The sequence below is a fragment of the Synechococcus sp. JA-2-3B'a(2-13) genome (genome assembly GCF_000013225.1).
Classification (GTDB): domain Bacteria; phylum Cyanobacteriota; class Cyanobacteriia; order Thermostichales; family Thermostichaceae; genus Thermostichus.
Window position 1 is genome coordinate 866638 of the sequence record NC_007776.1, and the last position, 25186, is coordinate 891823.

The window sequence follows — 25186 nt, forward strand, 5'->3', positions numbered from 1 at the left end:
CTAGGGATCCCCCCGAAGGGGGAACATGGTACTGGCAAACCTGGAACGGTTTGCCAATCAAGTTTCCAATTTCTAGGGATCCCCCCGAAGGGGGAACCCAAGCGAAAGGTGCCGAGGAACTCTCAGAAGTGGACGTTTCCAATTTCTAGGGATCCCCCCGAAGGGGGAACCTACCAACCTGGGTACCCGCGCTCCCGGAGACTCAACCGTGTTTCCAATTTCTAGGGATCCCCCCGAAGGGGGAACTCGGTGTACCAGGTCACAATTTTCCGTCACCTAGAAAGTTTCCAATTTCTAGGGATCCCCCCGAAGGGGGAACGGTCAGCTGGATAGAAGCTGGCCGGTTCATCCGATCTCGTTTCCAATTTCTAGGGATCCCCCCGAAGGGGGAACTTAATCGTCTACACTACATGATCCGGCTCCTCGTCACCGCACGGCAGTTTCCAATTTCTAGGGATCCCCCCAAAGGGGGAACGGGGGAGGTTGGTTGGGAGGTTGGTGGGAGTTAGACTGTTTCCAATTTCTAGGGATCCCCCCGAAGGGGGAACTCTACCCCTATTAAACCCAAGCAGGGCAAGGAATGCAAGACCCATTTGCGAGGGGGTCGGTCGAAGAGGGCAAAGAAGAGCTTGGGAGAGGGGGGTGAGAGGCCTGAAAGCCTTGTGGCGCAAGGCATCGAGCGGGTCAACGAAAGAATCGGCCTTTGCGGGTTTTGGCGAGGCGCTCGCAAAAGCGTTGATACCGTTTTTGTGTGCTTTTGAGAACATCAAGTACTGAAGTGGGTGGAGAGTTGCTTGAGCTAGACAACGATCGAGTGGGGGGGTGCAGTTAAGGGGGGCCCACCCCAGATTTCCACTTGGTCAAGGGCGTGGCTGGTGAGGGGATAGAAGCGGACGCTGTCTTCATCGGGCTTGACCCTTTTCCGGAGCCGTAGCTTGAGCTCCTCGAACTTGTCTTTGTCGAGGACACACTCGAACACGCTGTATTGCACGCGCTTGCCGTAGCCTTCTAGCAGGTCGGCAATTTTCTTGCGGCGCTTATCACAAGGGGTGTCGTAGGTAACGACATAAAGAAACATCAGCGAATCCGGTAAGGCTGATACAGGTCTTGAGGATTATAGACAGAATGCTTAAATTTCTTAACCTGCTGCGTCAGCAAATCCCAGCGGGGTTGATCCCCATCGGGGGTTTGGATGGATCCCTCCATTCTTTGGATGAAAGCTGTAAGGTACTTTTTCCTGCCACTATCACTTAGAAAACAGCCACCATCGCGATACTCAAAGTCTTCTTCGATGTTCAAAATGCCCTTGTTGATCAGCCAGAGGACTATTGAATCTACAATAGGCGCCCGAAATTCTTCCAGTAAGTCCGAAACCAGAGCAGCATGGCGTTCACTGCTAGCGTGCAAGCAACCCTGATAGGGATCCAAATCTTGCAGCTCAATCAGGGTTAATAGATGGTTCCAGAGCACCATGTAGCCAAAGCTGAGCATGGCATTAACCGGGTTAGTGGGCGGCTGTCGAGTGCGGTTAAGCAAAACAAAGCCCCTTTGCTGAAGGCAATTTCCCAATTCCGGGAAATACAGAGCCGCAGCCGCTCCTTCAATGCCCCGCAATTGATCTAGAGACTTGGCCTCAAGAGCTTGAGCAGCCAAATGTTCCAGACTGCGCAGGGTCAGATCCCCTGTTTCAGTGGGGCGTTGCCTGAGCTGCCTCATCAGCAGCACCCGGCTATTGAGCAGCTTGGCTCGCACCATCTGGACTGCCGTTTGCAATCGCCATTCTTCAGGGAGCGCTTGTTGCAAATGAGCTAAGCGGCGGTACCCCCTCTCTATAGGAACAAGGCGACCATAGCAATAGCCTAGCCGGGAGAGATAGGCAATAGGAATATTCCGCCTCAGGCACGCTCTCACTACGTCTGTGGTGACCTGGGATCGGCCAAAGATTAAAATTTGCTCCAGCAAGGGTAGAGGCACCTCCTGCAAGAGCGACTCGCCCAAATAGACCATTACGAACTCTTGCTTAAGGCTTAGCCTACACCCCTGCTGAGAGACATATAAAGTTCGCATTATTCGTCATGACGACGCAGATCTTCAGCGCCTCGCCTCTGATCTATGGCATTGCCGGGTTTAGAGCGGCCACGCTCCGGTAAAATCTCCACATCAATTTCAGGACTTGACAAGAAACCCATCACGATCTCTGCCAGACTGCCCGAAAAGAAGCTGGCAATCGCGACAAGAACGGTATTGGTAATCACGGCTGCCAATCCCAAAGGAGCAATTAGCAGGATGGCCAGCGTGATCGAGCCGTTGACCACAGCTGTAACAAGGTTTCTAAGAACTTTGGCATTGATCCTCTTTTTGGACATTTTATTCCTCCAGAGATTCTCCAAGATCTCTACTTCAAGGGCCAGATTATTCCAAAATCATCAGCATTTTTCCTGAGCTGTTCAAGATAACTTTTCCTAGGATTCACCGTTGCCCTAAAAACGGTAACCACCTGATAGTCATCCAAATCTGCAATCCAAACAGGGGACGGCGTGCCTGTGTCGCCGCAGAGAAACTTGTCGTATTTTCCTGGCGCTATCTTGCCTACCTTGTGCAAAACAGCCAAAGCATAGGGCTTATTAAACTCTTCTGGGCCGCTGCAGACTACAATCCTGCAATGGGCATCCACAGCTTCAGGCAACTTTTCTTTGCCGACCTGACCAAAGCTCCTGGGATTGCTGGGATCAATGGCCTGCCCAGTCAAAACCTGGAGCGCCTCAAAAAAGCCCCGCAGCCGCTTCTGAAAGAGTTTCTGGAATTCCTCTACCGACTCTGGCAGATTCCAAAATGAATCTTCGGAGTTGGGAATGAGGGTGGATCCCCGCCACCAAGGAGCTCTACCGCGGTCTTGGCGAGAGTAGCAGGGCCTTCTTGCCCCCTGGCCAATACCTCCCAGGTGAAACAGCATCCAGGTCAGATTCCGAAAGAGCTTTTGCACCGCTTTCTGGTTCTCCTTTGAAGCATGGTTGTGGCACTCCTCAGAAAGGCTGAGAATGAGGATCCCTTCTTGCCGTCCGGCACGCTTCCCCTTTCCCGCTTGGTTGGGTTCCGGCTCTGGTTGAGTTACTCGCCCCTTCAAAAGATCCACGTGGATCCAGCCATGTTTTTGCTGGGGAGTGATGGCCCCAAAAAGTTGCCCCTCCCATTCCTGCACCTGCTTCACGGGCAAAACACCCAGGGCAAAGGTTCGAAACCAGTAGCGCAGCATGTTCTTAAAGGCTACCGGTCGGACTTCGGCAATTGATTTGTTGTCATACCGGTTCTTATCAGGTCTCCAGTTGACCACTTGCCGCCCGTGGATCAACTGACCCTCCAGCTCAAAAGGCAGCCGCAAGAATTCTCCCTTGTATTGAGATAGAGTTTTGCCAGTTTGAATCAGCCGACCGTAGCCGGTATTGACTTGGGATCCCACTCCTTGCTCCAGCCCGCGGATGAGCCATTCTTTCACTTGGGCTAACATCTCGTCGGTGCAGCCTGGGCCTTTGCGGATCCCGATCAAAAACGTGGCCTGTTTGAGAGAAAAAAAGACATTGGGATTTGGGCTATATTTCAAGCTATTGCCATCCCAACTCCAAACGTTATTGGCAATATCAACAGCCAAGCCTCCCGACCTGGAGTTATCGGGATCCCCTTGTCTTTGAGTCCTGGTCGGCACAGGGTAGGCATCCAAAAAGATCACCTTGCCAGCACTATCTTTGTCCTCAGCTTCTAGATGCCCAAGCCAGGGTGCCACTGCTTTATCTGCCTCCTCCCAAGACAGATTGTGCTTCTGCATCAACTCTCGAATAGCCTGGGCGCGGGCTACCCCCCGCAAGGTGGAGCTGGGAAGGTAAGGGATCCCTAAGGGATCGAAAGCGGGGAGCAGCATGCTCTCCGGGCCTTTGGCTCCACCCACCCGAATTCGCCAGGGACAGGTGACCTGAAAAGTGTTTTTTTCTCCGGCAATGCGTTTGATGCGAGCATTCAGAACTTGAAGACGCGCTCCGTAGTTTGCCTTTGCTTCTGCCTGGTGCACCAGATCGACTTTGGCTCCGTCTTTGAAAGGAGTTGCTGGAGCCCTCATCCAACGCAGATATTCAATAAAGCTCGCTGTGGGATCTGGGCTGGGGTTGGGATCCAAGGGATGCCCTAGCCAGGGAGAAGGTTGGGAGTTGGCAGGACGATTGCTAGGCATTTGATCTTCTCCTAAAGATGGAAAGCAGTATTAGGAATTGCGAAGCGTTTCCCGAAATTCGCGCAACATAGCGCTGGTGCCAATTTCTAAGGCGCGTCGAATGAGTTGAGGCACAAGCCTGGGGATGTCGAAGTCTGGGAAAAGTCGGCTGCAGCTCGATTCTACGTAGTCTTCTCCCTGCAGAATAAATATCCGCAAACTTCGCTCACCCAAGAGCCAAACTTCCGGCACGCCAATAGCTTTATAGGCATCGATAAAGGTCCGGGAAGTAACGTCGGACTCAATGGCCAGATCAGGCGGAGGCAACAGATCGACATCGATCCTTCCCTCACACCCTCGCACCTGCTCTAGGTGATGGACATAGAAGCAGGTGTAAGGCTCCACCCCAGCACTACCAGACTTTTTAAGGCTTGTTGAGCCAAAGTCTTCCCAGTCTCTCCCTTGAGAATCGAGAATGGCTGAGACAATGTAGCCGGCAATGCGATGAGGGCGCTCGTGTTTGGATAAGGGAGACATAATCTCTAAAGTGCCGTTGTAATAGGCAACGCGAGTGTGGCGATCTTCGCCCAGCTCTTCCAGAATGCTCTCAAAGTCTTGCCAAGTCAGCGAATGGATAACCACTTGGCTTCCTTCATACAGGGAAATAGACTGGATTGGAACAGCTACACTCATTAGTCCCCCCCGCTAACGTCATGGTAAATGGCTGTAGCCCAGAAGCTGAATTCTTGCGCCAAAGCAAGTCCCAGCCCTGTTAAGCCCAGGTACTCTTCAACTCCTAACCCCATGAGACGATCCAGGCCGTTGGATTTGGCAATTTCGTTTTGACCGGAGATCTTTTCTAGGCAATCGAAAAACTCCTTGACCACCTCTTTTTTACCCTCTTGGCTAAGGGCATCTTCTTCGGCCTTGAGGCGCAGCAGGCCCCAAGTAGAAAGATAGGTGTAGAGCTCCACAGCCTGGTTTTTTTGCTCTTTTAGCCTTTCTGGATCCTTGGTTTGCGCTCTGAGCTGGCACAGGGATTCGTAAACGGGCTTGGCCAATGTACGCGGGTCAAAGCTATTCATAAAACCTCCCTCCTAGGTTGAGATCTAGTTCAAAGACAGCTCCACAAAGCCTCGGCCCAAGCTTTCCTGGCCGCCAATCTGCATAATCTGGTTGGATTGCAGCAGCTTTTGAAACTCTTCTGCTGTCTGTCGAGAACTGCCATTTGCTTGGGCTGTAACCCCCCAGGTAAAGTACATCAAGCTATCGGGAGGAATAGCCTCTTCGTAGCGGAAGCCTCCTTCCACAACCTTGTGCTCGCTAAGCTTGACTTTCACCTGCCGCCACAGGCTCATTTGAATGAGGGTGGCACAATGCTGATCGGGTAAAACAATCACGCGACTGATGTTGGGGTCTTTGGTGTAGCTCTTCCATTCCGACCATTGTCGAAGACCCTCTTTGAGAATGGCATCTTTGAGGTAAATGGGTCGGTCGGCCTTCAAGCTCGTACTGTAGGGATCCGGCACTGACAGATTCTGGCCTGTTAGCCGCAGCCAGCGCTTGAGCAGAAGCGGGCAGCTTATCCACACCACCCCGTGGCTGAGGGAGGGCACCGGGATCCACAGCAAAGAGCCATCTCCAATCCAAATGGATCCTTGGGTAAGCTGATCCCCTTCCCCAATTTCGTTGCCAAAGAGCTCAAATTTTTTGTCTTTATCGGCCACGCTGGCCCGCAACCTGCCCCGAATGGTGCTGGAAGGGATGTAGGGCAAATGGGTGTGGGATTCGCGGGCAATGCCCAAGAGGTTGCCTTCTTGGGTGGTGCCGCCAGTGTGCAGGGGAGTCAATAGATGGAGGTAGGCAATCTGAAAAGTCATGGATGGGCTCCTTTTGCGAGTAAGTATTCAAGGACTGAAAGCAAAACTCAGTTGGCCCAAGGCAGCCATAGGAGCTCGCTATAGCCCAACAGCCGCCAGCGGTGGAACACGTTGAGCCGGCCATCTTCTAGCTCGGGCTCTTCTTGGTTGAGGGGGGCCGGCTGCTCCAGGTAGTAGATACTGCCAGGGGGCGCGGCAAAAACTTGGGGGGCGGGCAGGCTCATCTGCCGCTGCTCTGGGGGGCGATCCACCCGCAGGCGTCCACTGATGGCAACGGGCTTGCCGGTGGCCACGCTCACCAAGGGGCCGGTGAGGGGATGGGCGGGGTGGGGAGTGGCCAATCTCCATTCCCAGGGCCAGGCACGGCATAGGGAGCGTCCCTCCACCTTCTTGATGAACACGCCTGGGGTCGCTAAGTAGGCCAAAGCGCGTCCGGCTTGGCAAAAGGCGGCCTGAGAAAGGGCCTGCAACTGCTGCCACTGCTCCTGCAGCTTCGGACAGGGGGCCAGCAAAGCGCAGTGGCCTTCTCCCCCCAGCCGCAGCACTGCTTCCTGAGTAAGGGGTAGGGGATCCCAGGCTTCGCGATCGGGATCCCAGCCCTCGATGGAAAGGGCCAAACTCCAGCCCGGCTGAAGGCGGATGCAGGTCTCCACAAAGTAGCCATCGGCTTCTCGCACTTGCCGCTTGCTCACCTGCAGGGTGTTGTGGGGCCGTACTTCATACTTCAACGGCGGCTTGACGGCCTGGCTGAGATCCCAGCCTTTGCCTTCCAGCGCCTTTTGCACCACCTCGAAGGGCAGGTAGCCTCCTGTTTTTTTCTTCTTGCTGCTCTGGCTGCGTTCGGGTTCCTCCTCTACCGGCCTCAAGGAAACCAAGGGGGCTGGCCGGGTGGGATCCCAGTGGCAATGGAAGTAGGGATCCCTCTCGTCCAACCAAGGAACGGGAACAAGGGGGAATCCGTCTTCCAGATGCAGAGGGGCGGGGAAATAGAGCCTTTCGTCGTGGCAGAGAAAGGGGCCCCGCAGCCGCAGCGTCAAGGGTTGGCCCAGGTAGGCTTGAACAGCCCCGGCCAAGGTATGGCCGCTAGGGGGAAAGCTGCTATTGGCCCAGGCCCGCTCTCCCGGGGCAAAGGGCTTAGCATCTCGAAACATCCACACATCCAAGGGTGATAGGGTAAACCAACTCATCGGCCGTTCCTCCCCAATTTCACGGTGCGGTTGCGCAGCACAAAAGCCGCCAGCTTGAACCAGTTTTTGATCTCCAGATCCCACTCCTGGGGCTGGGCGGGCAGGCTGTGCTGCCAAAAATGCTGGATAAACTCCACAAGCTTGTTCTGGAAGTGCTCTTTCTGCTCCGATTCCTGTTTGAAGAGATCCCGGCGGCTGCAAAAGAGCGTGGCCCAGGCTGGCACCGCCTCTGGGCTGGGGGCAGGATGTTGCTCCCACAGTTGGGCTGCCTGCTCAAACAAGGAGCTTTGATCCTGCTGCTGGCCCATGAGCTTCCAGTCAAAATCAAGGAGATCCTTCCACTTGTCGAACGTGTCGAACTTGCTGGTGCTCACCAGTTGGTTGCCATTGGCAAACAGCACCCGCACCTGCACGCTGTCTTTGGGGCAGCCATGGGCATAGAGGTGGCCCTTGGCTTCTTCTTCCGCCTGCCAAAGGTTTTCCAGGGCAATGGCCAGAGGCACCGAGTGATGGGCAATCACCACGCCGAAGCTGATGGTGGCTGCGGATCCCAGGGTAAAGAGGGGGCGCCGGCTCAAACCTTCGGGAGGCCGCCCTTTTTTCCACTGCCAGTAGTCCCCCAGGTTCTCAAACTCCCGCCAGTCATCCTCTCCCCCCCGGAAACACTGGCGAATATCCCACAGCCAGCCATCCCACTCCCAGAGGTTGGTGTAGGCCAAAACGTCGTCCCCGCCGGCGTAGATGAGCTTGCCTGCGTAGCGTTGCTCTGTTAGGTAGGGCACCAACTGGCCGGAAAAATCCAGCAGGGCGCGGCTTAGGGCGCTGTGGGTGGCAGGCCCCATGCGCTTGCGGCTGTTTTTGACAAACTTCTGAAAAGCGTCTTTGACTTGCTCCAGCTCCTCCTTGTCCTTGCCAAAGACCTCGCCAATGGCTTCCGTTTGCCCGTTGGCCAGCCGCTGTAGGGGTTGAGGCAGATAGTCGTAGTAGGATTTCATCTTCTCGCCCCTGAGCCATTTGCCCATGTCGTCCCCATCCCCGGCAGCCAGCACGTACCAACTGGCGGGGTTAACGCTGGGGTAGTAGCGGCCTAGAAGCGTCTCGATGTCCTGCCGGTAGCTTCTTTGCGTTTCCTCGTCCAGCTCCAGGTCTTCCACCAGCCAACCGGCATTGAGCAGACGGGGATGGTAGCGCAGGTTCTGCCGGTCGGCCCACGGGATCCCCCATTTGCCCCGCATTTCCCGCAGCACCCCTCTGACCTCCGGGTAGCGGGCCTCCACTGCCTGACAGGCCTGCTCGAAGTGCTCTCGTTCCCGTCGCCCTTGGGTTTTGAGGTAGCCGGCTACGCCAGCCGTGAGATCCGGGTAGGAAGCGGCAATCTGGTCTTCATCCAGCTCGCGGAAGAGCTCCGGCAGCACTTTGTACAAGCCCCGCTTGAGGGTTTCGGTGGCATTGAGCTGTTCCCGGCCATCGAAGAGCCCGGCCTGCCGTTGCCAAAGCCGCCGACTCTCCCCTTCTGTTATCCACCCCTGCCGCGGTGAGGGATGCACCACCGGCCCCAAGCCCGAAACGGTGCTGCGCGGCCCAAACGCAACGGGGAGCTGCCAATCGCGGGCCTGCTTACAAGCGGCTTGTAGCCGCCGACTTTGCTCCACTGCGGCTGCCCACCAAGATCCCACGTTGAGTCCGGCCTTGTATTGGCGGCGCTGTTGTCTTTGGGGATCCCAGAAGCTAACTCGCAAGAACTCCAGCTCCTCATCCCCGAAGAGCTTTTGCTTGGCCTCTAGGTGATGGGTGCGGTTTTGGGCACTGACCCAGGGATCCGCATCAATGGAAACCTGAGGGGGCCTAAGGATGCCGGTATCCTTGAGGGCATGAGCCGGGGATCCCAGGGGCACGGCTGCCCAGTAGTGCTGCCACTGGTGCTCCAGCCATCCCTGCCAGGTGGGATCCTCTGGGTGCAACTGCCTCAGCCAGCGGCGATCCGCCTGCAGGTGATCCAGCACCCTCTGGGCCAACTGCTTCCATTCTTCCTTGAGGGTCTGCTGGGCAAACTGCATGGCCGCCTCCACCCGCTCTTCTGGCAGCAGCAGCAGGAGCACATTGGGAAAGCCGGCGGTGAGCAGGGCGTTAGGCGAAGGCTGAGGGATCCATTCTTCAAATTCGGGGTACTTCTCCCGCAGCCAGTAGTCGATTAATGGCTGGCCATAGAGGCTGGGGTAGAGCAGACAGTCGGGGCCGTATTTCTCGGCAAGCCGCCAACTTATGCGAGCAGAAAGGTAGTGCAGCAGCCAGGAGCCAGCCCAGAAGTCCCGCATTTTGCGGCTGGCTTTGATCAGCTCCTGGATGGGGTTGAAGGTAAAGCTCACCAAGAAGGGACGCGCGAACTTGGGCTCGTCGTAGCCGGCCAAACATCCGGCCAAGGCTGCGGTGACGCTGGCGTGGCTCCACAGGGATCCGTCTGGCAGCCGGGTTTCTGCCGGCAACAGCAGCAAGCTCTCATCCCCAAACTCCTGACAAATAGCTTGGGGAAAGCACCGCCAAAACCACCAAAACACTTTTTGGGGATCCGTCTCCTGCCGAACCCAATCAGGGATGGCGTTCTCCTCCCGTTCCATCAGGTAGTCTGCACGGGAGTGGGCATTCTTGAGGGCTTGGTGTTGCTCATTGGCCAATTGCCAAAAGTGCTTGCGCCCCGAGAGCAGATGGCTCATCTCCAGTCCAGAGCCTAACCCCTGGCCGCGATCCTCAACCTGGTAGTCGATGGCTACAGGCAAATGGCCAATGGCCGCGCGGTCGCTGGCCGAGGCGATGAGATCAGCATCGCCTATGGGAGAGGATCCCTCGGCTTTGGGAGAAGACCATCCCTGCATCGCCGCCAGTCTGGTCCACAGCCCTTCCTTGGAGCGGCCAGTCCTGTCGTGTAGGGCTTTGAGGGCGGGATCATGTAACAGACCCCAGAGCTTAGCTTGCCAGTAGTAAGACATGGTGTTTTCGCTGGAGAAACAGAACAGTTAGGAACTCCTCGAACAAGGAACAAAACCCCGGTAGCCACCCGATGTCGTGGCTACAGAAGCTACAAAACAAAATCGATCTGATCCCGGCCAGCCCTCAGTTTTCTTCAGTATTTCTCAATAGCCGTTGTTTGACCAAAAACCCAGAACCTGAGGGCGAACCGATGTCTTTAGCCTACGGAGAAGTGGAAAGATCCCCTTCCAACTTCCCTTCTGCCCAGGTCAATTTGGGAAACAGCTCTTCCAGGCCAGGCAGCAGGTCTTGCAAAACAAAGCTTTCTAGAGCTTCGCTGTTCAAAGGGTCTGGATTCATCTGCACATGGGCAACATCGTTGCGGTACTGGCTGAGGCGAGACCAGAGATCGGCAAGCTGCTTGGCGTCGGGCACATGGGCGGTAATAGGAGGAAGCGCCTGGGGCTGGTCTTCCCGTGGGATGAGGGATCGGCCCGATTCGCCAGTCGCAGGGGGATCTCCAAGGGGCTGGTCTTCTCGTGGAATGAGGGATGCCAACTGGTGTTCAATTCCCTGCCGCTCTTCTCGTTCGAGGTAGTTTTGGATCCCCTCACAGAGGCAAAGGGCGGAGACCACCCACTCCCGGGCCAGTAGAAGAGCTTGGGTGATGAGGCGCTTTTCTACATACCAGCGCAGCAGTTGAAATTGCTTTTGAACTTGGGCTTTGGGATCCGAAGCCCTGTCCGCGGGTAGAGCCAGTTGGCTGTAGCTATCCTGAATGCTTCGCAGCAGCAGGCCAAAAGGCTTGGCAAATTGACCCACCTCTTGCTCCAGATCCGCGGTGGAGTGCTTTTGCAAATTGGGCAAGTCCTCTTTTAGGAGATTGACAGGTCTTACCAGTTCAAGAGAGCGGGAAACATTGCGGATGGCTCGGCCAAAGCTTTGCAGCCGAGTAGGTCTGGGATCCCCTTTGCCAGACTTTTGTCGGCGGTAAAAGTCCCGTTGAACCGTATCCAAAAGTTGACCCAACTCCAGCGCCGAGCCGGTGCTGATGAATTTGTCGGTAGCCGTCAGCCAATCCAAAAGACGAAGGGCGGGGGTGAGATCGATAATGGGGGTTTCCGCTTGGCCAGAGCGGTACAGACCATAGTAGAGACCCTGAATCTCTACATTTTTGGCCTTGCGCAAAAGGGCAGCTCCCAAGAGCACCAGCACGGGGATGGAGCGAAAGGCGTGGGTGATATCGAAAACCAGCCGCGTATGGGGCTCGATGCTATCGACCAGCACATCGAAGATCTCCCAGGTCTCTGCCTCGGTTTTCCCTTCAGGAATGGCCTTGGCAATTTTCTCCACGTGGGGGGGTAGGCAGTCCTGTAGATGCTTCCAATGGGTGTCATGTGCTTCTTGGGTTAGCAGCACAATCACCCTCTCGATGTCAAAGAGCTGACAGAGGGCTTTGGCAACATAACGGGTTCTATCGGCTTTCCGCTCCCCAAAAACATACACCGTCTCGCTGTAGGGGCTGGTGCCTAGAGTGGTCAAAAGGGTATTAGCCATAGGGATCCTCTCGATGACGGCTTTCAAGCATTGAAGCACGGGCATCTTCAAGCTACTGCAGCTTGGAAGCCCCCCCTTCTCAAGTTGCCTGGAGAGGGTTCTGGGTTGAATGTTGCCCTATCCTCTCCCGAAAAGTGGCATCCTCTGCTCAGCCGGTGCCAGAAAGATGGGGATCTCTACCCCCAAAATTGAGTGGAGCCATCTTGCCGCTGGATTTGGATCCCTGCTCGACAACTGTTTCAAAACGGTGAAGGTGGGGGATGTCAGAGCTAGCCTAGACAGAGATTCGGCCATCCTAAACAACGGGGATCCTGTGATGCTATCGACTCCAGAGTTGTCCATTTCAGGTCAAAAGCTAACTCCCGAACAGTTTCTGGCCTTGCCGGAGGGGGATATTGTCTATGAGCTAGTCGATGGGCGGGCCCTCTCCAAAAACGAACCCATGTCGCCAAAACGCTTCCATGCTCGTCTCCAACCGGTGTTGTGGCAAATTTTGGAGGACTGGTGCTCTAGCCCTGAGTGTCCTAAGCCTGGGTCAGCACATACTGAGTGGGCAGTTGTTTTAACACGAAAGGCAGAGCCCTGGATCCCAGTTCCTGATGTTACTTACATCTCTAACGAGCGGTTGCCGGTTGAGGCCATGACCGATGAAGCTTGTTTTGCCATTCCCGAGTTGGTGATCGAGATCCTTTCTCCTGGCCAGAGTTTTGGAGCCATAGCCCAGAAGGCAACCGATTATCTAGAAGCTGGGATCCCCCGCGTTTGGGTTGTGGATCCCCAAGCCAAGAGCATCACCGTCTTCTATCCCGATGCCCCGCCGCGCACCTTTACGGGATCCCAAGCCATTCAAGATGATTTCCTGCCGGGTCTAAAGGTGATCCCTCAAGATGTATTCGCTCAAGCCCGGATCCCTTAGGGGGTACCTAGCGAGCCCACGATAATCAGAGTTAGTTCCAGAAAGAGAGCATCCGGCAGAGGTGGCCACCCGCTCGGGTCTGGAGCTGATTGGCTCAGGAATGCCGAAGGGATCCCGAAGCGATATTCCCTGCTATGGGCTAATGGCGAGACGGAAAAGCTTCTCATCGGCCAGTTGAAGAACTTCCTGCCCTGCAGCCGCCAGTTGTTCCGAGGGCAAGTTCTGGTATTTGTCAATAAACTCGGGCAAAACTTGAAACTCCACCCGCTTGCCGGTCTCTCGGTGGATGACCACGCTGCGCATTTTTTCAAGAGATTCGACCTCCACCAGCTTCAAGTTCAACTTGCCCAAACTGGCCCCTGTTGCAGCATGCAAGCCATCCACAATGCACACGAACGGGATCTCTGCCGGCGACTCGTGAATGACCTCCACCAGAAAACGGTTCCTAGAAGTGTGGGGAGTTGGACTCATCAAGCCCAGCTCCTGCAGAGCGCGCATCCCCATGCGATAGCCGACCACGGCCCAAGGCCCAGCTCCGCCATGAATTTCCGTTACTCGCTGAATGGCCGCCGCCGTCGAGTCCGTTGCAGAACTGGTGACCGGATGAGCTGTCGCCGGCGCTCCCAGAGTTAGCTGAAGTGCAATCAGCAAAAGAGAAAGCTGCTGTGGCTTGGCAATGGATGACAGGTTCATAGGCAGCGAGAGAGCTGATAAAGAGGAGATGGGTCAAGCCATCATAAGCTCTACCCTTCGAGGTTGCCTATGCGGGGGTAGGGGATCCAGCCCTCTTCTGGGAACTCTTCCGAAAATCACCTCCTGACTGAAGAGGGCTAAGACCAGTGGTATTGTCAGAGGTAAGCCCCTGGGCGTTGAGCACAGGCCCCTGTAGGAGTAAGGGTAGTACTAGAGTACCGTGATTTTCCTCTGATTGCCGTAAGGCGTTGAGCACAGCCAGGATCCACCTTCCACTTTGAGGTTTACGGAGGGGTGATTTTCCTCTGATTGCCGTAAGGCGTTGAGCACGGGATGAAAAAAAGGATCCCGTATGGGATCCCTTGGAAGTGATTTTCCTCTGATTGCCGTAAGGCGTCTTGCTTTCCCTCTGCAGGTTTTGCATCCGAACTCGAGGCAGAGATGGGATCAGATGACTTGGCCGTCGGATGTTATTCTCCCCTTGAGTTTACCGGCCCGCTCTTCGGCCTCCTCCATAACCCTGTCCAGCTGCTCCAGCACCTCGCCCGGATGCTTTTCCAGCACCCGCAGGGAGAGGGCCATCCGTCCCTTGGCCTCATCTACATCGATGACAACAGCTTTGATGCGTTGGCCTGGTTTGAACAAATCCGGTAGCGAGGCTACAAAACTTTGGCTGACCTGCTTGATGTGCAACAGCCCGGTTACCCCTTCTTCCAAGTCCACAAACACACCGAAGGGTTTTAGTCCGCTGACTTTGCCTTCCACCACTTGGCCACTGGTGTAGCGGCTCAGGTTCTCGGACTTTACAGCCGCCCTTTGGGAGAGCACCAGCTTGTTGGCTTCTGGGTTCACCTCGATAAAGCTTGCTGTCAAGGATTGCCCCACCAACTCCTCCAGACCTTCCCGTTGGCTGAGGTGGGAGCGGGGAATGAAGCCGCGCAGCCCCTGCACATCCACCACCACCCCCCCTTTGTTGGTGGCGATCACTGGAACGGTTACCGTCTGGCCGTTGGCTTGCTTCTGGGCCAGCTCTTCCCAAAGCCGCTTCAGCCTCAGCCGCCGCGCCGAGAGCACAATTTGTCCTTCTGCATCTTCCCGCAGGATGAGAAACTCGGCTTCTGTCTTTAAAGGAAAGAGCGCACTCAAATCTTCCCCTGGGCGGATCCCTGCTTCCTTGAGGGGCAAAAAGGCCGGGGATTTGCCGCCAATATCCACCAGAGCGCCATCGTTCTGATGTTGGAAGATGCGGCCTTGCACCACCTGCCCCGGTTGAAAGCTGAGGTTTTGCTTGTCTAAAGCCTGGGCAAAATCTTCCGCGGAAAACGTATCGGCAGCCTGAGAGCGAGAAGAGCGAACGGTCATGGAAGGGCTCAATTCAAAAAGCAGTGGGTTTCAGGATAACCCAAAACTTGCCAGGGATCCCAGCTCCAGCCTCTGGCCTAGATGTAGTACATGAGCCGAGCTTGTTGCTGTTGTGCCTGCCGGTCGCAGAGGTCTTGTAGGGTGGTCTTCTGGAGAATGGCTACCGCCGCAGCTTGGGCATCTTGCCAGGCCTTCAGGAGCACTTCCCGCTCTGGGGTGAGATCGCCCGAGGGCAAGTCGCGGGAGCGGCTGAGATCTTCCCCCTCGATGGCCTGGATAACATCCAGCAGCGAGATCTGCCAGGGTGCTCGGGCCAGGAAGTAGCCTCCCTTGGATCCCCGTTGGCTGCGCACCAACCCCTGTCTGCGCAAGGTGGCCAGCAATTGCTCCAAGTAGCGGTCGGGTATGGACTGATGGGCCGCAATTTCTTTGATCTGCAGCACCTGGCCATCGCTGTAGTGCTGGGCCAATTCCAGAAGGGCCAGGAGAGCATATTCACTTTTGCAAGACAGTTCCAAGATATCCATCCTTGTGGAGGGCTTAGGTCTATGATACTCCGGTTTTTTAGTGGGGTTTAGCGGGATCCCGCCCTGAGCTGGCAATGGGATCCAGCCTGTAAGGTGGAATAGGCCCCTTTGGGAATGGTTTATGGCGAGTGTCAGCACCCGGTCTGGTTCAGCACGGATCCCAGCGGAGCGATTACAAACCTTGCACCAACAGATTGGCAAGCTGATTGCCAATATCGAATCCGTGTTTCAGGGCAAATCGCAGGTGGTGCAGGCGGTGGTCACGGCCTTGGTTGCGGAAGGTCATGTTTTGCTTGAAGATGTGCCCGGTGTAGGCAAGACCACTTTGGCGCGGGCTATTGCCCAGAGTTTGGGGGCCAAGTTTCAGCGGATTCAATTTACCAGCGACCTATTGCCGACAGATATCCTTGGCCTCACCCTTTTCAACAAAGAAAAAGGGGATTTTGAATTTCGTCCCGGCCCCATTTTTGCCCACGTGGTCTTGGCGGATGAAATCAACCGCACCTCGCCCCGCACCCAGAGTGCTCTGCTCGAGGCAATGGCGGAAAAGCAGGTTTCGCTGGACGATCGCACCTACCCGCTGCCCAGCCCATTTATGGTGTTGGCCACCCAAAATCCTTTGGAGTACCACGGCACCTATCCCCTCCCAGAAAGCCAGTTGGATCGGTTTTTGGTACGGCTGTCGATTGGCTACCCCAGCCCTGAGGTAGAGCGAGCTTTACTCTTGCAACGGCAACAGGCCGAGCCGGTGGATGCTCTGCAGCCGGTTCTCTCCCTGATGGAGTTGCGAGAGATTCAGTCGGCGGTGGATCAGGTGTATTTGGATGGATCCCTGGCGGACTATCTTCTGCAGGTGGTGCAGGCCACCCGCGTGTCCAAGCTGCTGCGGGCGGGGGTATCCACCCGTGGAGCCCTGGCCTTGGCGCGGGCAGCACGGGCTCAGGCGCTGGTGAAAGGGCGCAGCTTTTGTCTACCAGAAGATCTGCAAGCACTGTTCGTGCCGGTACTGACCCATCGGGTTTCTCTGGCCGGGTCGGGAGAGATGGCCGGCAACCGACGGCAAGAGGCTGAGGCGGTGATTCGGGATATTGTCTCCACAATTGAGCCGCCTGTTTGAGGGATCCGTAGCAGCAATGGTTAACTACAGCAGTGAGTCGGGTCGGATCCGGGGATCCACCCACATCAGGAGCAAATCGGCCAACAAATTGCCCAGAATGAGCATCACGGCCCCCAGCAGAAGCCCCGCCATCACCACATTGATGTCGAAACTTTGAACAGCCTCCAAGAGCAGCTTGCCCAGCCCCGGCCAATTGAAGAAAAACTCGGCAATAAAAGAGCCGCTGAGCAGATTGGCAAACTCAAAGCCCAAGATCGTGATCAAGGGGTTGACGGCGTTGCGCAGCGCGTGCAACCAGATCACCCGCCACTCTGGGATCCCACGGGCCCGCGCCGCCTGGATGTATTCCTGCCGCAGCACATCCAAGAAATTGCCGCGCGTAATCCGCTGCAGCCCGGCAAAGCTGGTGATGCTCAGGGCCAGCGTGGGCAGGAGCAGGTGGCGGCCCAGATCCAGCAACTTTTCCCCCAAACTAAGCTCGGCAAAATAAACACTGGTCATCCCCCCTACCGGCAGCCAGCTCACGTTTTGGGCCACAATTAGCAGCAAAATGGCCAGCACGAAGCTGGGCATGGCCTGGCCCAGGTAGCTGAGCAACTGCAACGCCCGATCCAGGGGGGTGTTCTGCCGCAGCGCCCCCAGGATCCCTAGGGGAATGGCGACCAGCCAAGTCAGCACCACAGAGGACACCGCCAACAGCAAGGTAGCGCCGGCGCGGGAGAGGATGAGCTGTGCTACCGGCACGCGATAGGTGTAGCTCACCCCGAAATCCCCTTGCAGCAGGTTGCCCAGCCAGGTCAAATACTGCCAAACCAAGGGCTTATCCAACCCCAGCCGCGCTTCCTCTTGGGCAATAAACTCCTGGCTGACACTGGGATCCGCCCGCAAGGGATCCAAAAAATCTCCGGGGGCCAGCTGCAAGAGCAAAAAGCTGAGCACCGTGATCAACAGCAGCACCGGCACCGCTTGGGTCAGCCGCTGCAAAACCAAGGCCAGCGGCGGCCAAAGGCCAAAAGCGCGGGAACGGGAAGGCGGAGAAGAGGTTACAGCCACAGATGCAGATGGATATTCGGATATGCTCTTTGAGTTGGATTCTTGTCGAACTATGCTGACATCCTTGCGGGCAAATTTCCAGTGTGGGGTTTGCCAAGCCGAGCGGCTCTCTTGCAGGGGAATTGAGGGTTCAGGCAGTCCGGCAGACAGAAGCTGAAGCGGTACACTAGTCAGAAGCTTTTTTCATCGAGTCCCGTTGGGAAGACCTCTTGCGAAACCTGTTTCTTACCGGCGCTAGCGGCTGCCTGGGGCACTATGTGTTGGAGCGCCTGGCCCAGCAAAGGGATCCCGAGTTTCCGGAGCGGCCCGCCTACCACCTGTACGTTCTCATCCGCGAGACCAGCCGCCTACGGCTGCCCCTGGAACGGCTGCCCGCCCCTATCACCCTAGTACCCGGCGATCTCCTGCGCATCCGGGAACAGGCTGCCCTGCTACGGCAGATGGACGGGCTGATCCACATGGCGGCAGCTTGGGGGGATCCCGCCCTGGCTTGGGCCGTGAATGTTACCCACACCCTGGAGCTCTTTCAGTTGTTGGATCCGGAGCGCTGTCAGCAGGTGATCTACTTTTCCACGGCCAGCCTTTTGAACCAGGACCTGGAGCCTTTGGCCATTGCCGGACGGGCCGGCACCGACTACATCCGCAGCAAGTACGAGATGCTGCTGCGGCGGCAGGAAAGCGGCTTCTGGCCGGAGCGCCTGCTCACCCTTTATCCCACCCTGCTCTTTGGCGGCAGCCCCCACCACCCCTACTCCCACATCACTGCCGGCCTCAAGGACGTTCTCCGCTGGCTGGATCTGATCCGCTTTTTGCGGGTGGATGCCAGCTTCCACTTTATCCACGCTGCCGATGTGGCCGAGATGGTCGCCCACTGGGTGGCTCATCCCCCAGGCGCAGGAGATTGGGTGTTGGGCAACTCCCCCTTGTCTTTGGATGAGTGCGTGGAACAGGTGTGTGCCTATTTCAAAAAGCGGATTTATTTCCGCGTGCCCCTGCCTTTGGCTTTGGTTCGCGGCTTGGCCTTCTTGTTTCGGGTGCGGCTTTCCGAGTGGGATGAATATTGTCTGCGCCAGCGCCATTTTGTTTACCCGGCCATTTCCCCAGAAACCCTGGGTTTGCGCTGCCGGTTTCCCACTTTGGCCTCTCTTTTGGATACCTACCTCTAGACCACCTTTGAGTAACAGTAGAACTGGACGCTGCTTCCTTTCCCTCTGGGACGGGGGGATGAGAGCCGAGGACCCAAGGGATCCCACTCGCCTCCGACAGGGATCAGCCGGTGGGGGACACCGTTTCTCTGATGGCCAAGGCCTGGAGCTGGGCGGCAATGCGCTCGCGGTTGAGGTTTTGCCCAATCAGCACCAGTCGGGTCAAGCGCGGCTCCTGGGGTCGCCAGGGGCGGTCGTAGTAGGTTTCAAATCGGGATCCCACCCCCTGCAGCACCAGGCGCATCGGCTTGTAGGGGACGGCCACAAACCCTTTTATCCGGTAAAGACATTCCTCTTGGGCCAACTGGCGTAGCTGAGCCACCAGGGATCCCGGCTCATAACCTCCCTCCAAGCTGAGGTAGAAAGACTCAAAAGCTTCGTGCTCATGCTCCTCCCCGTGATCGTGGTGGCTGGGGCGGCGCTCGAGCTGGTCTTCCACCGCCGCATTAAAGCCCAAGAGCACTTCTGGGGGAACCTGCCCCCGCTCACAAGGGAGGATTTGAACCTCAGGGCGCAAGTGGTGCCGCAGCCAGCTTTCCACCCGAGCTTGCTCCTCTTGGGTAATCTGATCCACCTTGGTGAGCACCACCAAATCGGCACAGCTCAACTGATCCTCAAACAATTCCTCAAGCGGAGTCTCATGGTCCAAACTTTCGTCAGCCTGCCGCTGCGCCTCCAGGGCCGCCGGATCCCCCACCAGTTGCCCGGAGGCCAGAGCCTGACCATCCACCACCGTAATCACCGCATCCACCGTGGCGCCTGTACGAATGGTGGGCCAGCGGAAAGCCTGCACCAGGGGCTTGGGCAAGGCCAATCCTGAAGTCTCGATCAGGATGCAGTCCAGCTCTGCCCGCCGTTGCAACAAAGCTTCCATGGTGGGCAAGAACTCCTCCTGCACCGTGCAGCAGAGACAGCCGTTGGCCAGCTCCAAAATGGGGATGGATCCCTCCCCCTCACACCGTTGGCAGTCCCGCAGCAACTCGCCGTCGATGCCCACTTCGCCAAACTCGTTAACCAACACGGCAATGCGGCGGCCCTGGTTGTTGAGCAAAAGGTGACGGATCACCGTGGTCTTGCCGGATCCCAGAAATCCGGTGATGACGGTAACAGGGATCTTGTGCATCTGCTCTGATGACTCAGCGCTCTTCAGTTTCCACCCCAAACTTTCTTTCTGCCAATCCTTGAGGGGGGGATGCCCAAAAAAGGCCCCCGGTATGGGGGCCAAGCCAAACCATTGAGACCGTTGTGCTAACCCAAAGTTAGCGGATCGGCTTCATCCGGTAAACCGGCTCGTTCTCGCGGCTTATCCCTTTCTCAAAGCCAGCAGCGGCAGCGCGAGCGCGACCGGCATGCCACAGGTGGCCGACAAAGAACAGGAAGCCGAAGATGAAGTTGTGAGCGGCCAACCAGGTGCGCGGGCTGGTGAAGTTCACCGTGTTGATCTCGGTAGCCACACCACCCACCGAGTTCAGGGATCCCAGCGGCGCATGGGTCATGTACTCCACTGCACGGCGGGCTTGCCAGGGCTGAATGTCGTTTTTCAGCTTATCCAGATCCAACCCATTGGGGCCCAGCAGCGGCTCTTTCCAGGGAGCCCGCACATCCCAGAAGCGCATCGTCTCGCCGCCGAAGATGATCTCGCCCGTAGGGGAGCGCATCAGGTATTTACCCAGACCGGTGGGACCTTGGGCTTGGCCAATGTTGGCCCCCAAGCGCTGGTCGCGCACGATGAAGGTGAGGGCTTGCGCTTGCGAGGCTTCTGGGCCAGTGGGGCCGTAGAACTCGCTGGGGTAGACGGTGTTGTTGAACCAGATGTAGCAGGTGGCAATGAAGCTCATCAGGGAAACCGCCGCCAAGCTGTAGGAGAGATAGGCCTCCCCAGACCAGATGAAGGCGCGGCGGGCCCAACCGAAGGGCTTGGTGAGGATGTGCCAGATCCCACCGGCAATGCAGATAATGCCGATGTAAATGTGGCCACCGATTACATCCTCCATGTTGTCGACGCTGATGATCCAGCCTTCCCCACCAAAGGGAGATTTGAACAAGTAGCCGAAGATCACAGCGGGGTTCAAGGTGGGGTTGGTAATTACCCGCACATCGCCACCCCCTGGAGCCCAGGTGTCATAGACACCGCCAAACCACATGGCCTTGGCCACCAATAGGAAAGCCCCCAACCCCAACAGGATCAGGTGGATCCCCAGGATGGTGGTCATCTTGTTCTTGTCTTTCCAGTCGTAGCCGAAGAAGGGGAAAGACTGCTCCAGAGTTTCTGGGCCGCGAATGGCGTGATAAATGCCCCCCAACCCCAGCACGGCGCTGGAGATCAGGTGCAGCACCCCGATGACAAAGTAGGGGTAGGTGTCAATCACCTCGCCCCCCGGGCCAACCCCCCAGCCCAGAGTGGCCACGTGGGGCATCAGGATCAGGCCCTGCTCATACATAGGCCGATCCGGCGTGAAGTGAGCCACCTCAAACAGCAGCATCGCCCCCGCCCAGAAGACGATCAGGCCAGCGTGAGCCACATGGGCGCCCAAAAGCCGACCGGAGAGATTAATCAAGCGGGCATTCCCAGCCCACCAGGCAAATCCGCCTTGGGTGCGATCTTGCACCACTGCAGAACCAAATGTTGTCGAGGTCACAGAGACCAACCTCCAATGATAGTCAGGAACAAGAGACACCAAAAAAAGTTTAGTTAACGCGAGCGCCTGCCGTTGGGCTCCCTGTCCACTGGGATCCGCGGCAGGGGATCCCTTGGGCAAGCGCTCATCCTCACAGAGCAGATCTCTAGGGATCTACCGCAGCTAAAGTCGAGCGAGCTCAGTGGGTTTAGAGCGCATTGCCGCGGGGGAGGACTTCTTCAGGGAACTCAAAGCGCTCATGGGGCTGGTCCTGCGGCGCCATCCACGCCCGAATCCCCTCGTTCAGCAAAATGTTCTTCGTGTAAAACGTCTCAAACTCCGGGTCTTCCGCTGCCCGCACCTCCTGACTGATAAAGTCATACGCCCGCAGGTTCAGCGCCAACCCCACTACCCCAATGCTCGACATCCACAAACCCGTCACCGGCACAAACAACATGAAAAAGTGCAGCCACCGCTTGTTGGAAAACGCTATCCCAAAAATCTGGCTCCAGTACCGGTTGGCCGTCACCATCGAGTAGGTCTCCTCCGACTGCGTCGGCTCAAAAGCCCGAAAGGTGCTGGCCGCCTCCCCATCCTGAAACAGGGTGTTCTCCACCGTCGCCCCGTGGATGGCACACAACAGCGCTCCACCCAAAACGCCAGCCACCCCCATCATGTGGAACGGGTTCAGCGTCCAGTTGTGAAACCCCTGGAAAAACAGCAAAAAGCGGAAAATCCCCGCCACCCCAAAGCTGGGCGCAAAAAACCAGCTGCTCTGCCCCAGCGGGTAAATCAAAAACACGCTCACAAACACCGCTATCGGCGCGCTAAACGCAATGGCGTTGTAGGGCCGCACCCCCACCAGCCGGGCAATCTCAAATTGCCGCAGCATAAAGCCAATCAGCCCCAGCGCTCCGTGCAGGGCCACAAAGGTCCACAGCCCCCCAATCTGGCACCAGCGGGTGAAGTCCCCCTGGGCTTCGGGGCCCCACAGCAGCAGCAGGCTGTGCCCCATGCTGTCGGCGGGGGTGGAGACGGCTACGGTCAAAAAGTTGCACCCTTCCAGGTAGGAGCTGGCCAATCCGTGGGTGTACCAGGAAGTTACAAAGGTGGTGCCGGTGAGCCAGCCGCCCAGGGCTAGGTAAGCGCAGGGGAACAGCAGCAGCCCGGACCAGCCGATAAACACGAATCTGTCGCGCTTGAGCCAGTCATCGACGATGTCGAACCATCCTCGCTCCTGACGCACGCGCCCTACCGCTATGGTCATCTGAACTACTCCTTAAAGACATCTAAATGAATGAGGACGTTAATGAAACTACAAAGTTTGCTTCTTCGAAGCAGGAGCGGAGCCTAGGTATAAGGACTCAACTCCTGGGTCTTTTGCCTCAGTTTCCTTGAACGGCTCTTTGGCGAGAACTGCCTGGGAACTTTCCAGTGGGTTAGAATTCCCAGCGCTCCAAGACCCTATCGAGAACCGTTTCCAGGGCTCACGAGGCCCAACAGAGCATTCGAGAGCCACCGGACAAGTTTTACGGCTGTAGGCATTACAATTTAGCCTATGCCGGTAAAGACTTGTAAATTGCTTTCATTATAGAGGTGGATAGCCGGATCTCATCAAGTCTGGGAGAACGACTGTTTTTCGAGGAGTTGGGTTTGGGCCGCTACACCCTTGGAGTGAAGGCCAGGGCTTGGGATCCGATATCCTGAGAAGGCGATGTATCCCATTTGCGAGGAAGCTGAATCTATGGCTGGCGAGATCTTCACCACTGCTGGACTCTGCATTGTGCTGACCCTGGTGGGCGTGGCACTTGGATATGGGATCCTGAGGGTGACCCAAGGGGGGGCAGAGTAAAGCTGTCGAGGATTTCTCCCGGGCCCGGTATCGGGCCTTGTTACAGCTCCATGTCAATTCCATGTCAATTGGCCACCTGGATATGAGGTGGGTGGCGGAAAGATGATAAACTCATGAAGATTTGTATCGTTGGCGCTGGGGCGGTGGGAAGTCACTTGGCCATATGCCTGGCTCGGTCTGGCTTTCCCGTCAGTGTCGTGGCCCGTGGAGCTCACCTGCAGGCCATCCGCACCCAAGGTCTGAAGCTCATCCGGCAGGGGGATCCCTCCCAAACCTGGGTAGAGCGGTTGACAGCCACCGACGATCCGGCTGCCCTGGGCCCACAGGACTGGCTGATAGTGACGGTCAAGGCCCACAGCTTGCCGCAGCTTGCCCCTCGACTGGGATCCCTGTGTGGCCCCGACACCCCCATTGTGATTGCCCAGAATGGTATCCCCTGGTGGTACTTCTACCGGCATGGCGGCGAGTTTGAGGGGCATTCCCTGACTTCCGTGGATCCAGAAGGGGTTATCGCTGCTCATTTGCCGATAGAGCGGGTGATTGGCTGTGTGGTGTACATTGCCGTGCAGTTGGCAGAGCCGGGAGTGGTCTTGCACACAGGGGGTGGGCGCTACATTCTGGGGGAGCCGGATGGATCCCTGTCAGGACGGCTGCAGTCCTTGGCCGCCATCTTTGAACAGGCGCAGCTTTCCACCACTCTCACCTCGCAGATTCGGGCCGAGATCTGGCAGAAACTGTGGGGCAATGCCGCCTTCAATCCCATCAGCGCCCTCACCCGGGCTGCTCAAGATGAGATCGCTCAGTACCCACCCACCCGTGCTTTGGTTCGGTCGGTGATGCGGGAAGTTGAGGCTGTAGCCCAAGCTCTGGGGATCCGGCTGCCGGTCTCTTTGGAAGAGCGGCTAGAAGATGCAGCCCGCGTGGGATCCCATCGCACCTCGATGCTGCAGGATGTTGAGCTGGGGCGACGGACGGAGATCGAGGCCATTGTGGGAGCCATCACCGAGTTGGGGCGTTTGGTGGGGGTGCCCACTCCCCATTTGGATACTCTGTATGCTTGCGTCAAGCTGCTGGAGCGCTCTCTTTAGGCTCTTGCAGGGAGCGGTAGGGTCGCTACCGAACGGCAGAGAAACGATTCGTTTGCTGGATCCCAGGCTCCCCCCTGGGGAAGTGGCTCGAACTCTAGAATGGCTGTAGCCTCGAACTGACGAGGAAGCTGAAGGTAGCTGTCCATTTTTCTCCGACTCAACCCAACTGAAATCACAGCATTTGAATTAGCAAATGATGCTTGAAAACTCCATCGTGCTCATCACCGGAGCCAGTAGCGGCATTGGGGCCGCTTGTGCCACCCTTTTTGCCCGTTCTGGAGCCCGCCTGATTCTGGTGGCCCGCCGTCAGGATCGGCTGCAGGAACTGGCTGGGGAATTGCAGCAGGCTTACGGCACTCCTTCCTACCTGCTGGCTTTGGATGTGCGGGATGGGGCAGCCGTGCAGCAGGCGCTTCAATCTTTGCCCTCGCCGTGGGCCAACATCGACATCTTGGTCAACAATGCAGGTTTAAGTCGTGGCTTGGACAAGCTCCACATGGGGGCCTTGCAAGACTGGGAAGAGATGATCGATACCAACCTCAAGGGTCTGCTCTATGTTACCCGCGCCGTTTTGCCCGGCATGGTGGAGCGAGGTCGAGGCCATGTGGTGAACATCGGCTCCATTGCCGGTCGGCAGACCTACCCAGGTGGCGCTGTGTATTGCGCTTCCAAGGCCGCCGTGCGGGCCATCTCCGAGGGGCTGAAGCTGGATTTACTGGGCACCCCCATTCGCGTCACCGAGATTCAGCCGGGCCTGGTGGAAACCGAGTTCAGCCAAGTGCGCTTCCGTGGGGATCGCGCCCGTGCGGCAGCAGTGTATCAGGGCCTCACCCCCTTGACGGCGATGGATGTGGCTGAAGTGGTGGTGTTTGCGGCAACCCGTCCCCCCCACGTGAACATCAGCGAGATCTTGCTTGTGCCCACCGACCAAGCCAGTACCACCCTCGTACATCGTCGATAAGAGGCCGG

The 25186-nt window shown here is 57.0% G+C and carries 23 protein-coding genes and 1 CRISPR repeat array (1 of these 24 cut by a window edge); of the genes, 6 read left to right on the forward strand and 17 right to left on the reverse strand.

Going from position 1 to position 25186, the window contains the following annotated elements:
• Positions 1-548: a CRISPR direct-repeat array (repeat unit 36 nt; unit sequence GTTTCCAATTTCTAGGGATCCCCCCGAAGGGGGAAC) (it extends 601 nt beyond the left edge of the window).
• A 251-nt stretch (positions 549-799) separates the two neighbouring features.
• From cas2 to csx2, 10 genes are all read right to left on the reverse strand, one after another.
• Positions 800-1078, reverse strand: a complete 279-nt coding sequence (cas2, locus tag CYB_RS03970; RefSeq protein WP_011431332.1) for a CRISPR-associated endonuclease Cas2 — start codon at positions 1076-1078, stop codon at positions 800-802.
• Entirely contained in the window at positions 1078-2067 is a 990-nt protein-coding gene (cas1, locus tag CYB_RS03975) for a CRISPR-associated endonuclease Cas1 (RefSeq protein ID WP_011432472.1), read from the reverse strand. The genes cas2 and cas1 overlap by 1 nt, the downstream gene beginning before the upstream one ends.
• Entirely contained in the window at positions 2067-2366 is a 300-nt protein-coding gene (csx18, locus tag CYB_RS03980) for a CRISPR-associated protein Csx18 (protein WP_011432473.1), read from the reverse strand. The genes cas1 and csx18 overlap by 1 nt, the downstream gene beginning before the upstream one ends.
• Positions 2367-2395: 29 nt before the next feature.
• Positions 2396-4219 (reverse strand): RAMP superfamily CRISPR-associated protein, encoded by a 1824-nt coding sequence (locus CYB_RS03985; RefSeq protein ID WP_011432474.1) that lies wholly within the window; start codon positions 4217-4219, stop codon positions 2396-2398.
• 30 nt (positions 4220-4249) lie between these two features.
• Entirely contained in the window at positions 4250-4891 is a 642-nt protein-coding gene (locus CYB_RS03990; protein ID WP_011432475.1) for a Uma2 family endonuclease, read from the reverse strand.
• Complete coding sequence (locus tag CYB_RS03995) at positions 4891-5283, reverse strand: hypothetical protein (RefSeq protein ID WP_011432476.1); 393 nt, start codon at positions 5281-5283, stop codon at positions 4891-4893. Before CYB_RS03995 ends, CYB_RS03990 begins: the two co-directional genes overlap by 1 nt.
• Positions 5284-5307: 24 nt before the next feature.
• Entirely contained in the window at positions 5308-6078 is a 771-nt protein-coding gene (gene cmr4, locus CYB_RS04000; RefSeq protein WP_011432477.1) for a type III-B CRISPR module RAMP protein Cmr4, read from the reverse strand.
• Positions 6079-6125: 47 nt separating this feature from the next.
• On the reverse strand, positions 6126-7265 hold the full coding sequence (locus CYB_RS04005) for a type III-B CRISPR module-associated protein Cmr3 (RefSeq protein ID WP_011432478.1): 1140 nt from the start codon (positions 7263-7265) through the stop codon (positions 6126-6128).
• Positions 7262-10249 (reverse strand): type III-B CRISPR-associated protein Cas10/Cmr2, encoded by a 2988-nt coding sequence (cas10, locus tag CYB_RS04010; protein ID WP_011432479.1) that lies wholly within the window; start codon positions 10247-10249, stop codon positions 7262-7264. The genes CYB_RS04005 and cas10 overlap by 4 nt, the downstream gene beginning before the upstream one ends.
• Before the next feature lie 202 nt (positions 10250-10451).
• The gene (csx2, locus tag CYB_RS04015; RefSeq protein WP_041436290.1) at positions 10452-11786 is read right to left on the reverse strand and encodes a TIGR02221 family CRISPR-associated protein; all 1335 of its coding nucleotides are present in this window, start codon (positions 11784-11786) and stop codon (positions 10452-10454) included.
• A gap of 316 nt (positions 11787-12102) precedes the next feature.
• On the opposite strand from csx2, the gene CYB_RS04020 reads away from it, so the two are divergent.
• Complete coding sequence (locus CYB_RS04020; RefSeq protein WP_148202808.1) at positions 12103-12702, forward strand: Uma2 family endonuclease; 600 nt, start codon at positions 12103-12105, stop codon at positions 12700-12702.
• Between the two features lie 132 nt (positions 12703-12834).
• Here the strand turns inward: CYB_RS04020 and CYB_RS04025 are convergent, their stop codons facing one another.
• The 3 genes from CYB_RS04025 to CYB_RS04035 all read right to left on the reverse strand — a co-directional run bounded on the left by CYB_RS04025 (position 12835) and on the right by CYB_RS04035 (position 15275).
• Entirely contained in the window at positions 12835-13353 is a 519-nt protein-coding gene (locus tag CYB_RS04025; RefSeq protein ID WP_011432483.1) for a formylmethanofuran dehydrogenase subunit E family protein, read from the reverse strand.
• Positions 13354-13842: 489 nt separating this feature from the next.
• Complete coding sequence (locus tag CYB_RS04030; RefSeq protein ID WP_011432484.1) at positions 13843-14757, reverse strand: S1 RNA-binding domain-containing protein; 915 nt, start codon at positions 14755-14757, stop codon at positions 13843-13845.
• A 77-nt stretch (positions 14758-14834) separates the two neighbouring features.
• Positions 14835-15275 carry an RrF2 family transcriptional regulator gene (locus tag CYB_RS04035; RefSeq protein WP_011432485.1) on the reverse strand — a complete coding sequence of 147 codons (441 nt, stop codon included), beginning with the start codon at positions 15273-15275 and terminating at the stop codon, positions 14835-14837.
• Between the two features lie 130 nt (positions 15276-15405).
• On the opposite strand from CYB_RS04035, the gene CYB_RS04040 reads away from it, so the two are divergent.
• Positions 15406-16401 (forward strand): AAA family ATPase, encoded by a 996-nt coding sequence (locus CYB_RS04040; protein WP_011432486.1) that lies wholly within the window; start codon positions 15406-15408, stop codon positions 16399-16401.
• Between the two features lie 24 nt (positions 16402-16425).
• On the opposite strand, the gene CYB_RS04045 is transcribed toward CYB_RS04040, so the two are convergent.
• Positions 16426-17454 (reverse strand): ABC transporter permease, encoded by a 1029-nt coding sequence (locus CYB_RS04045; RefSeq protein ID WP_011432487.1) that lies wholly within the window; start codon positions 17452-17454, stop codon positions 16426-16428.
• A 209-nt stretch (positions 17455-17663) separates the two neighbouring features.
• Here CYB_RS04045 and CYB_RS04050 point away from each other — a divergent pair, with 209 nt between their 5' ends.
• Entirely contained in the window at positions 17664-18620 is a 957-nt protein-coding gene (locus tag CYB_RS04050) for an NAD-dependent epimerase/dehydratase family protein (protein ID WP_011432488.1), read from the forward strand.
• Positions 18621-18723: 103 nt separating this feature from the next.
• Here the strand turns inward: CYB_RS04050 and cobW are convergent, their stop codons facing one another.
• The 3 genes from cobW to psbD all read right to left on the reverse strand — a co-directional run bounded on the left by cobW (position 18724) and on the right by psbD (position 22544).
• Positions 18724-19782, reverse strand: coding sequence for a cobalamin biosynthesis protein CobW (cobW, locus tag CYB_RS04055; RefSeq protein WP_011432489.1), 1059 nt, complete (start codon positions 19780-19782; stop codon positions 18724-18726).
• Positions 19783-19918: 136 nt separating this feature from the next.
• On the reverse strand, positions 19919-21298 hold the full coding sequence (gene psbC / locus CYB_RS04060; RefSeq protein ID WP_369791763.1) for a photosystem II reaction center protein CP43: 1380 nt from the start codon (positions 21296-21298) through the stop codon (positions 19919-19921).
• A gap of 187 nt (positions 21299-21485) precedes the next feature.
• Positions 21486-22544, reverse strand: a complete 1059-nt coding sequence (gene psbD / locus CYB_RS04065) for a photosystem II D2 protein (photosystem q(a) protein) (protein WP_011432491.1) — start codon at positions 22542-22544, stop codon at positions 21486-21488.
• Between the two features lie 477 nt (positions 22545-23021).
• Here psbD and CYB_RS04070 point away from each other — a divergent pair, with 477 nt between their 5' ends.
• From CYB_RS04070 to CYB_RS04080, 3 genes are all read left to right on the forward strand, one after another.
• Positions 23022-23129, forward strand: coding sequence for a cytochrome b6-f complex subunit PetM (locus CYB_RS04070; RefSeq protein WP_011432492.1), 108 nt, complete (start codon positions 23022-23024; stop codon positions 23127-23129).
• A gap of 113 nt (positions 23130-23242) precedes the next feature.
• Positions 23243-24217, forward strand: a complete 975-nt coding sequence (locus CYB_RS04075; protein ID WP_011432493.1) for a ketopantoate reductase family protein — start codon at positions 23243-23245, stop codon at positions 24215-24217.
• Positions 24218-24410: 193 nt separating this feature from the next.
• Positions 24411-25178 carry an SDR family oxidoreductase gene (locus CYB_RS04080; RefSeq protein WP_011432494.1) on the forward strand — a complete coding sequence of 256 codons (768 nt, stop codon included), beginning with the start codon at positions 24411-24413 and terminating at the stop codon, positions 25176-25178.
• Positions 25179-25186 lie beyond the last annotated feature (8 nt).

What these genes read in the sequence shown, in the direction of transcription:
- CYB_RS04005 (WP_011432478.1), bottom strand. Translation starts at nt 7,265, where the DNA reads ATGAGTTGGTTTACCCTATCACCCTTGGATGTGTGGATGTTTCGAGAT.
- CYB_RS03990 (WP_011432475.1), bottom strand. Translation starts at nt 4,891, where the DNA reads ATGAGTGTAGCTGTTCCAATCCAGTCTATTTCCCTGTATGAAGGAAGC.
- CYB_RS04080 (WP_011432494.1), top strand. Translation starts at nt 24,411, where the DNA reads ATGATGCTTGAAAACTCCATCGTGCTCATCACCGGAGCCAGTAGCGGC.
- CYB_RS04020 (WP_148202808.1), top strand. Translation starts at nt 12,103, where the DNA reads ATGCTATCGACTCCAGAGTTGTCCATTTCAGGTCAAAAGCTAACTCCC.
- CYB_RS04030 (WP_011432484.1), bottom strand. Translation starts at nt 14,757, where the DNA reads ATGACCGTTCGCTCTTCTCGCTCTCAGGCTGCCGATACGTTTTCCGCG.
- CYB_RS03985 (WP_011432474.1), bottom strand. Translation starts at nt 4,219, where the DNA reads ATGCCTAGCAATCGTCCTGCCAACTCCCAACCTTCTCCCTGGCTAGGG.
- CYB_RS04070 (WP_011432492.1), top strand. Translation starts at nt 23,022, where the DNA reads ATGGCTGGCGAGATCTTCACCACTGCTGGACTCTGCATTGTGCTGACC.
- cmr4 (WP_011432477.1), bottom strand. Translation starts at nt 6,078, where the DNA reads ATGACTTTTCAGATTGCCTACCTCCATCTATTGACTCCCCTGCACACT.
- cas10 (WP_011432479.1), bottom strand. Translation starts at nt 10,249, where the DNA reads ATGTCTTACTACTGGCAAGCTAAGCTCTGGGGTCTGTTACATGATCCC.
- cobW (WP_011432489.1), bottom strand. Translation starts at nt 19,782, where the DNA reads ATGCACAAGATCCCTGTTACCGTCATCACCGGATTTCTGGGATCCGGC.
- psbD (WP_011432491.1), bottom strand. Translation starts at nt 22,544, where the DNA reads ATGACCATAGCGGTAGGGCGCGTGCGTCAGGAGCGAGGATGGTTCGAC.
- cas2 (WP_011431332.1), bottom strand. Translation starts at nt 1,078, where the DNA reads ATGTTTCTTTATGTCGTTACCTACGACACCCCTTGTGATAAGCGCCGC.
- cas1 (WP_011432472.1), bottom strand. Translation starts at nt 2,067, where the DNA reads ATGCGAACTTTATATGTCTCTCAGCAGGGGTGTAGGCTAAGCCTTAAG.
- csx18 (WP_011432473.1), bottom strand. Translation starts at nt 2,366, where the DNA reads ATGTCCAAAAAGAGGATCAATGCCAAAGTTCTTAGAAACCTTGTTACA.
- CYB_RS04075 (WP_011432493.1), top strand. Translation starts at nt 23,243, where the DNA reads ATGAAGATTTGTATCGTTGGCGCTGGGGCGGTGGGAAGTCACTTGGCC.
- CYB_RS03995 (WP_011432476.1), bottom strand. Translation starts at nt 5,283, where the DNA reads ATGAATAGCTTTGACCCGCGTACATTGGCCAAGCCCGTTTACGAATCC.
- csx2 (WP_041436290.1), bottom strand. Translation starts at nt 11,786, where the DNA reads ATGGCTAATACCCTTTTGACCACTCTAGGCACCAGCCCCTACAGCGAG.
- CYB_RS04040 (WP_011432486.1), top strand. Translation starts at nt 15,406, where the DNA reads ATGGCGAGTGTCAGCACCCGGTCTGGTTCAGCACGGATCCCAGCGGAG.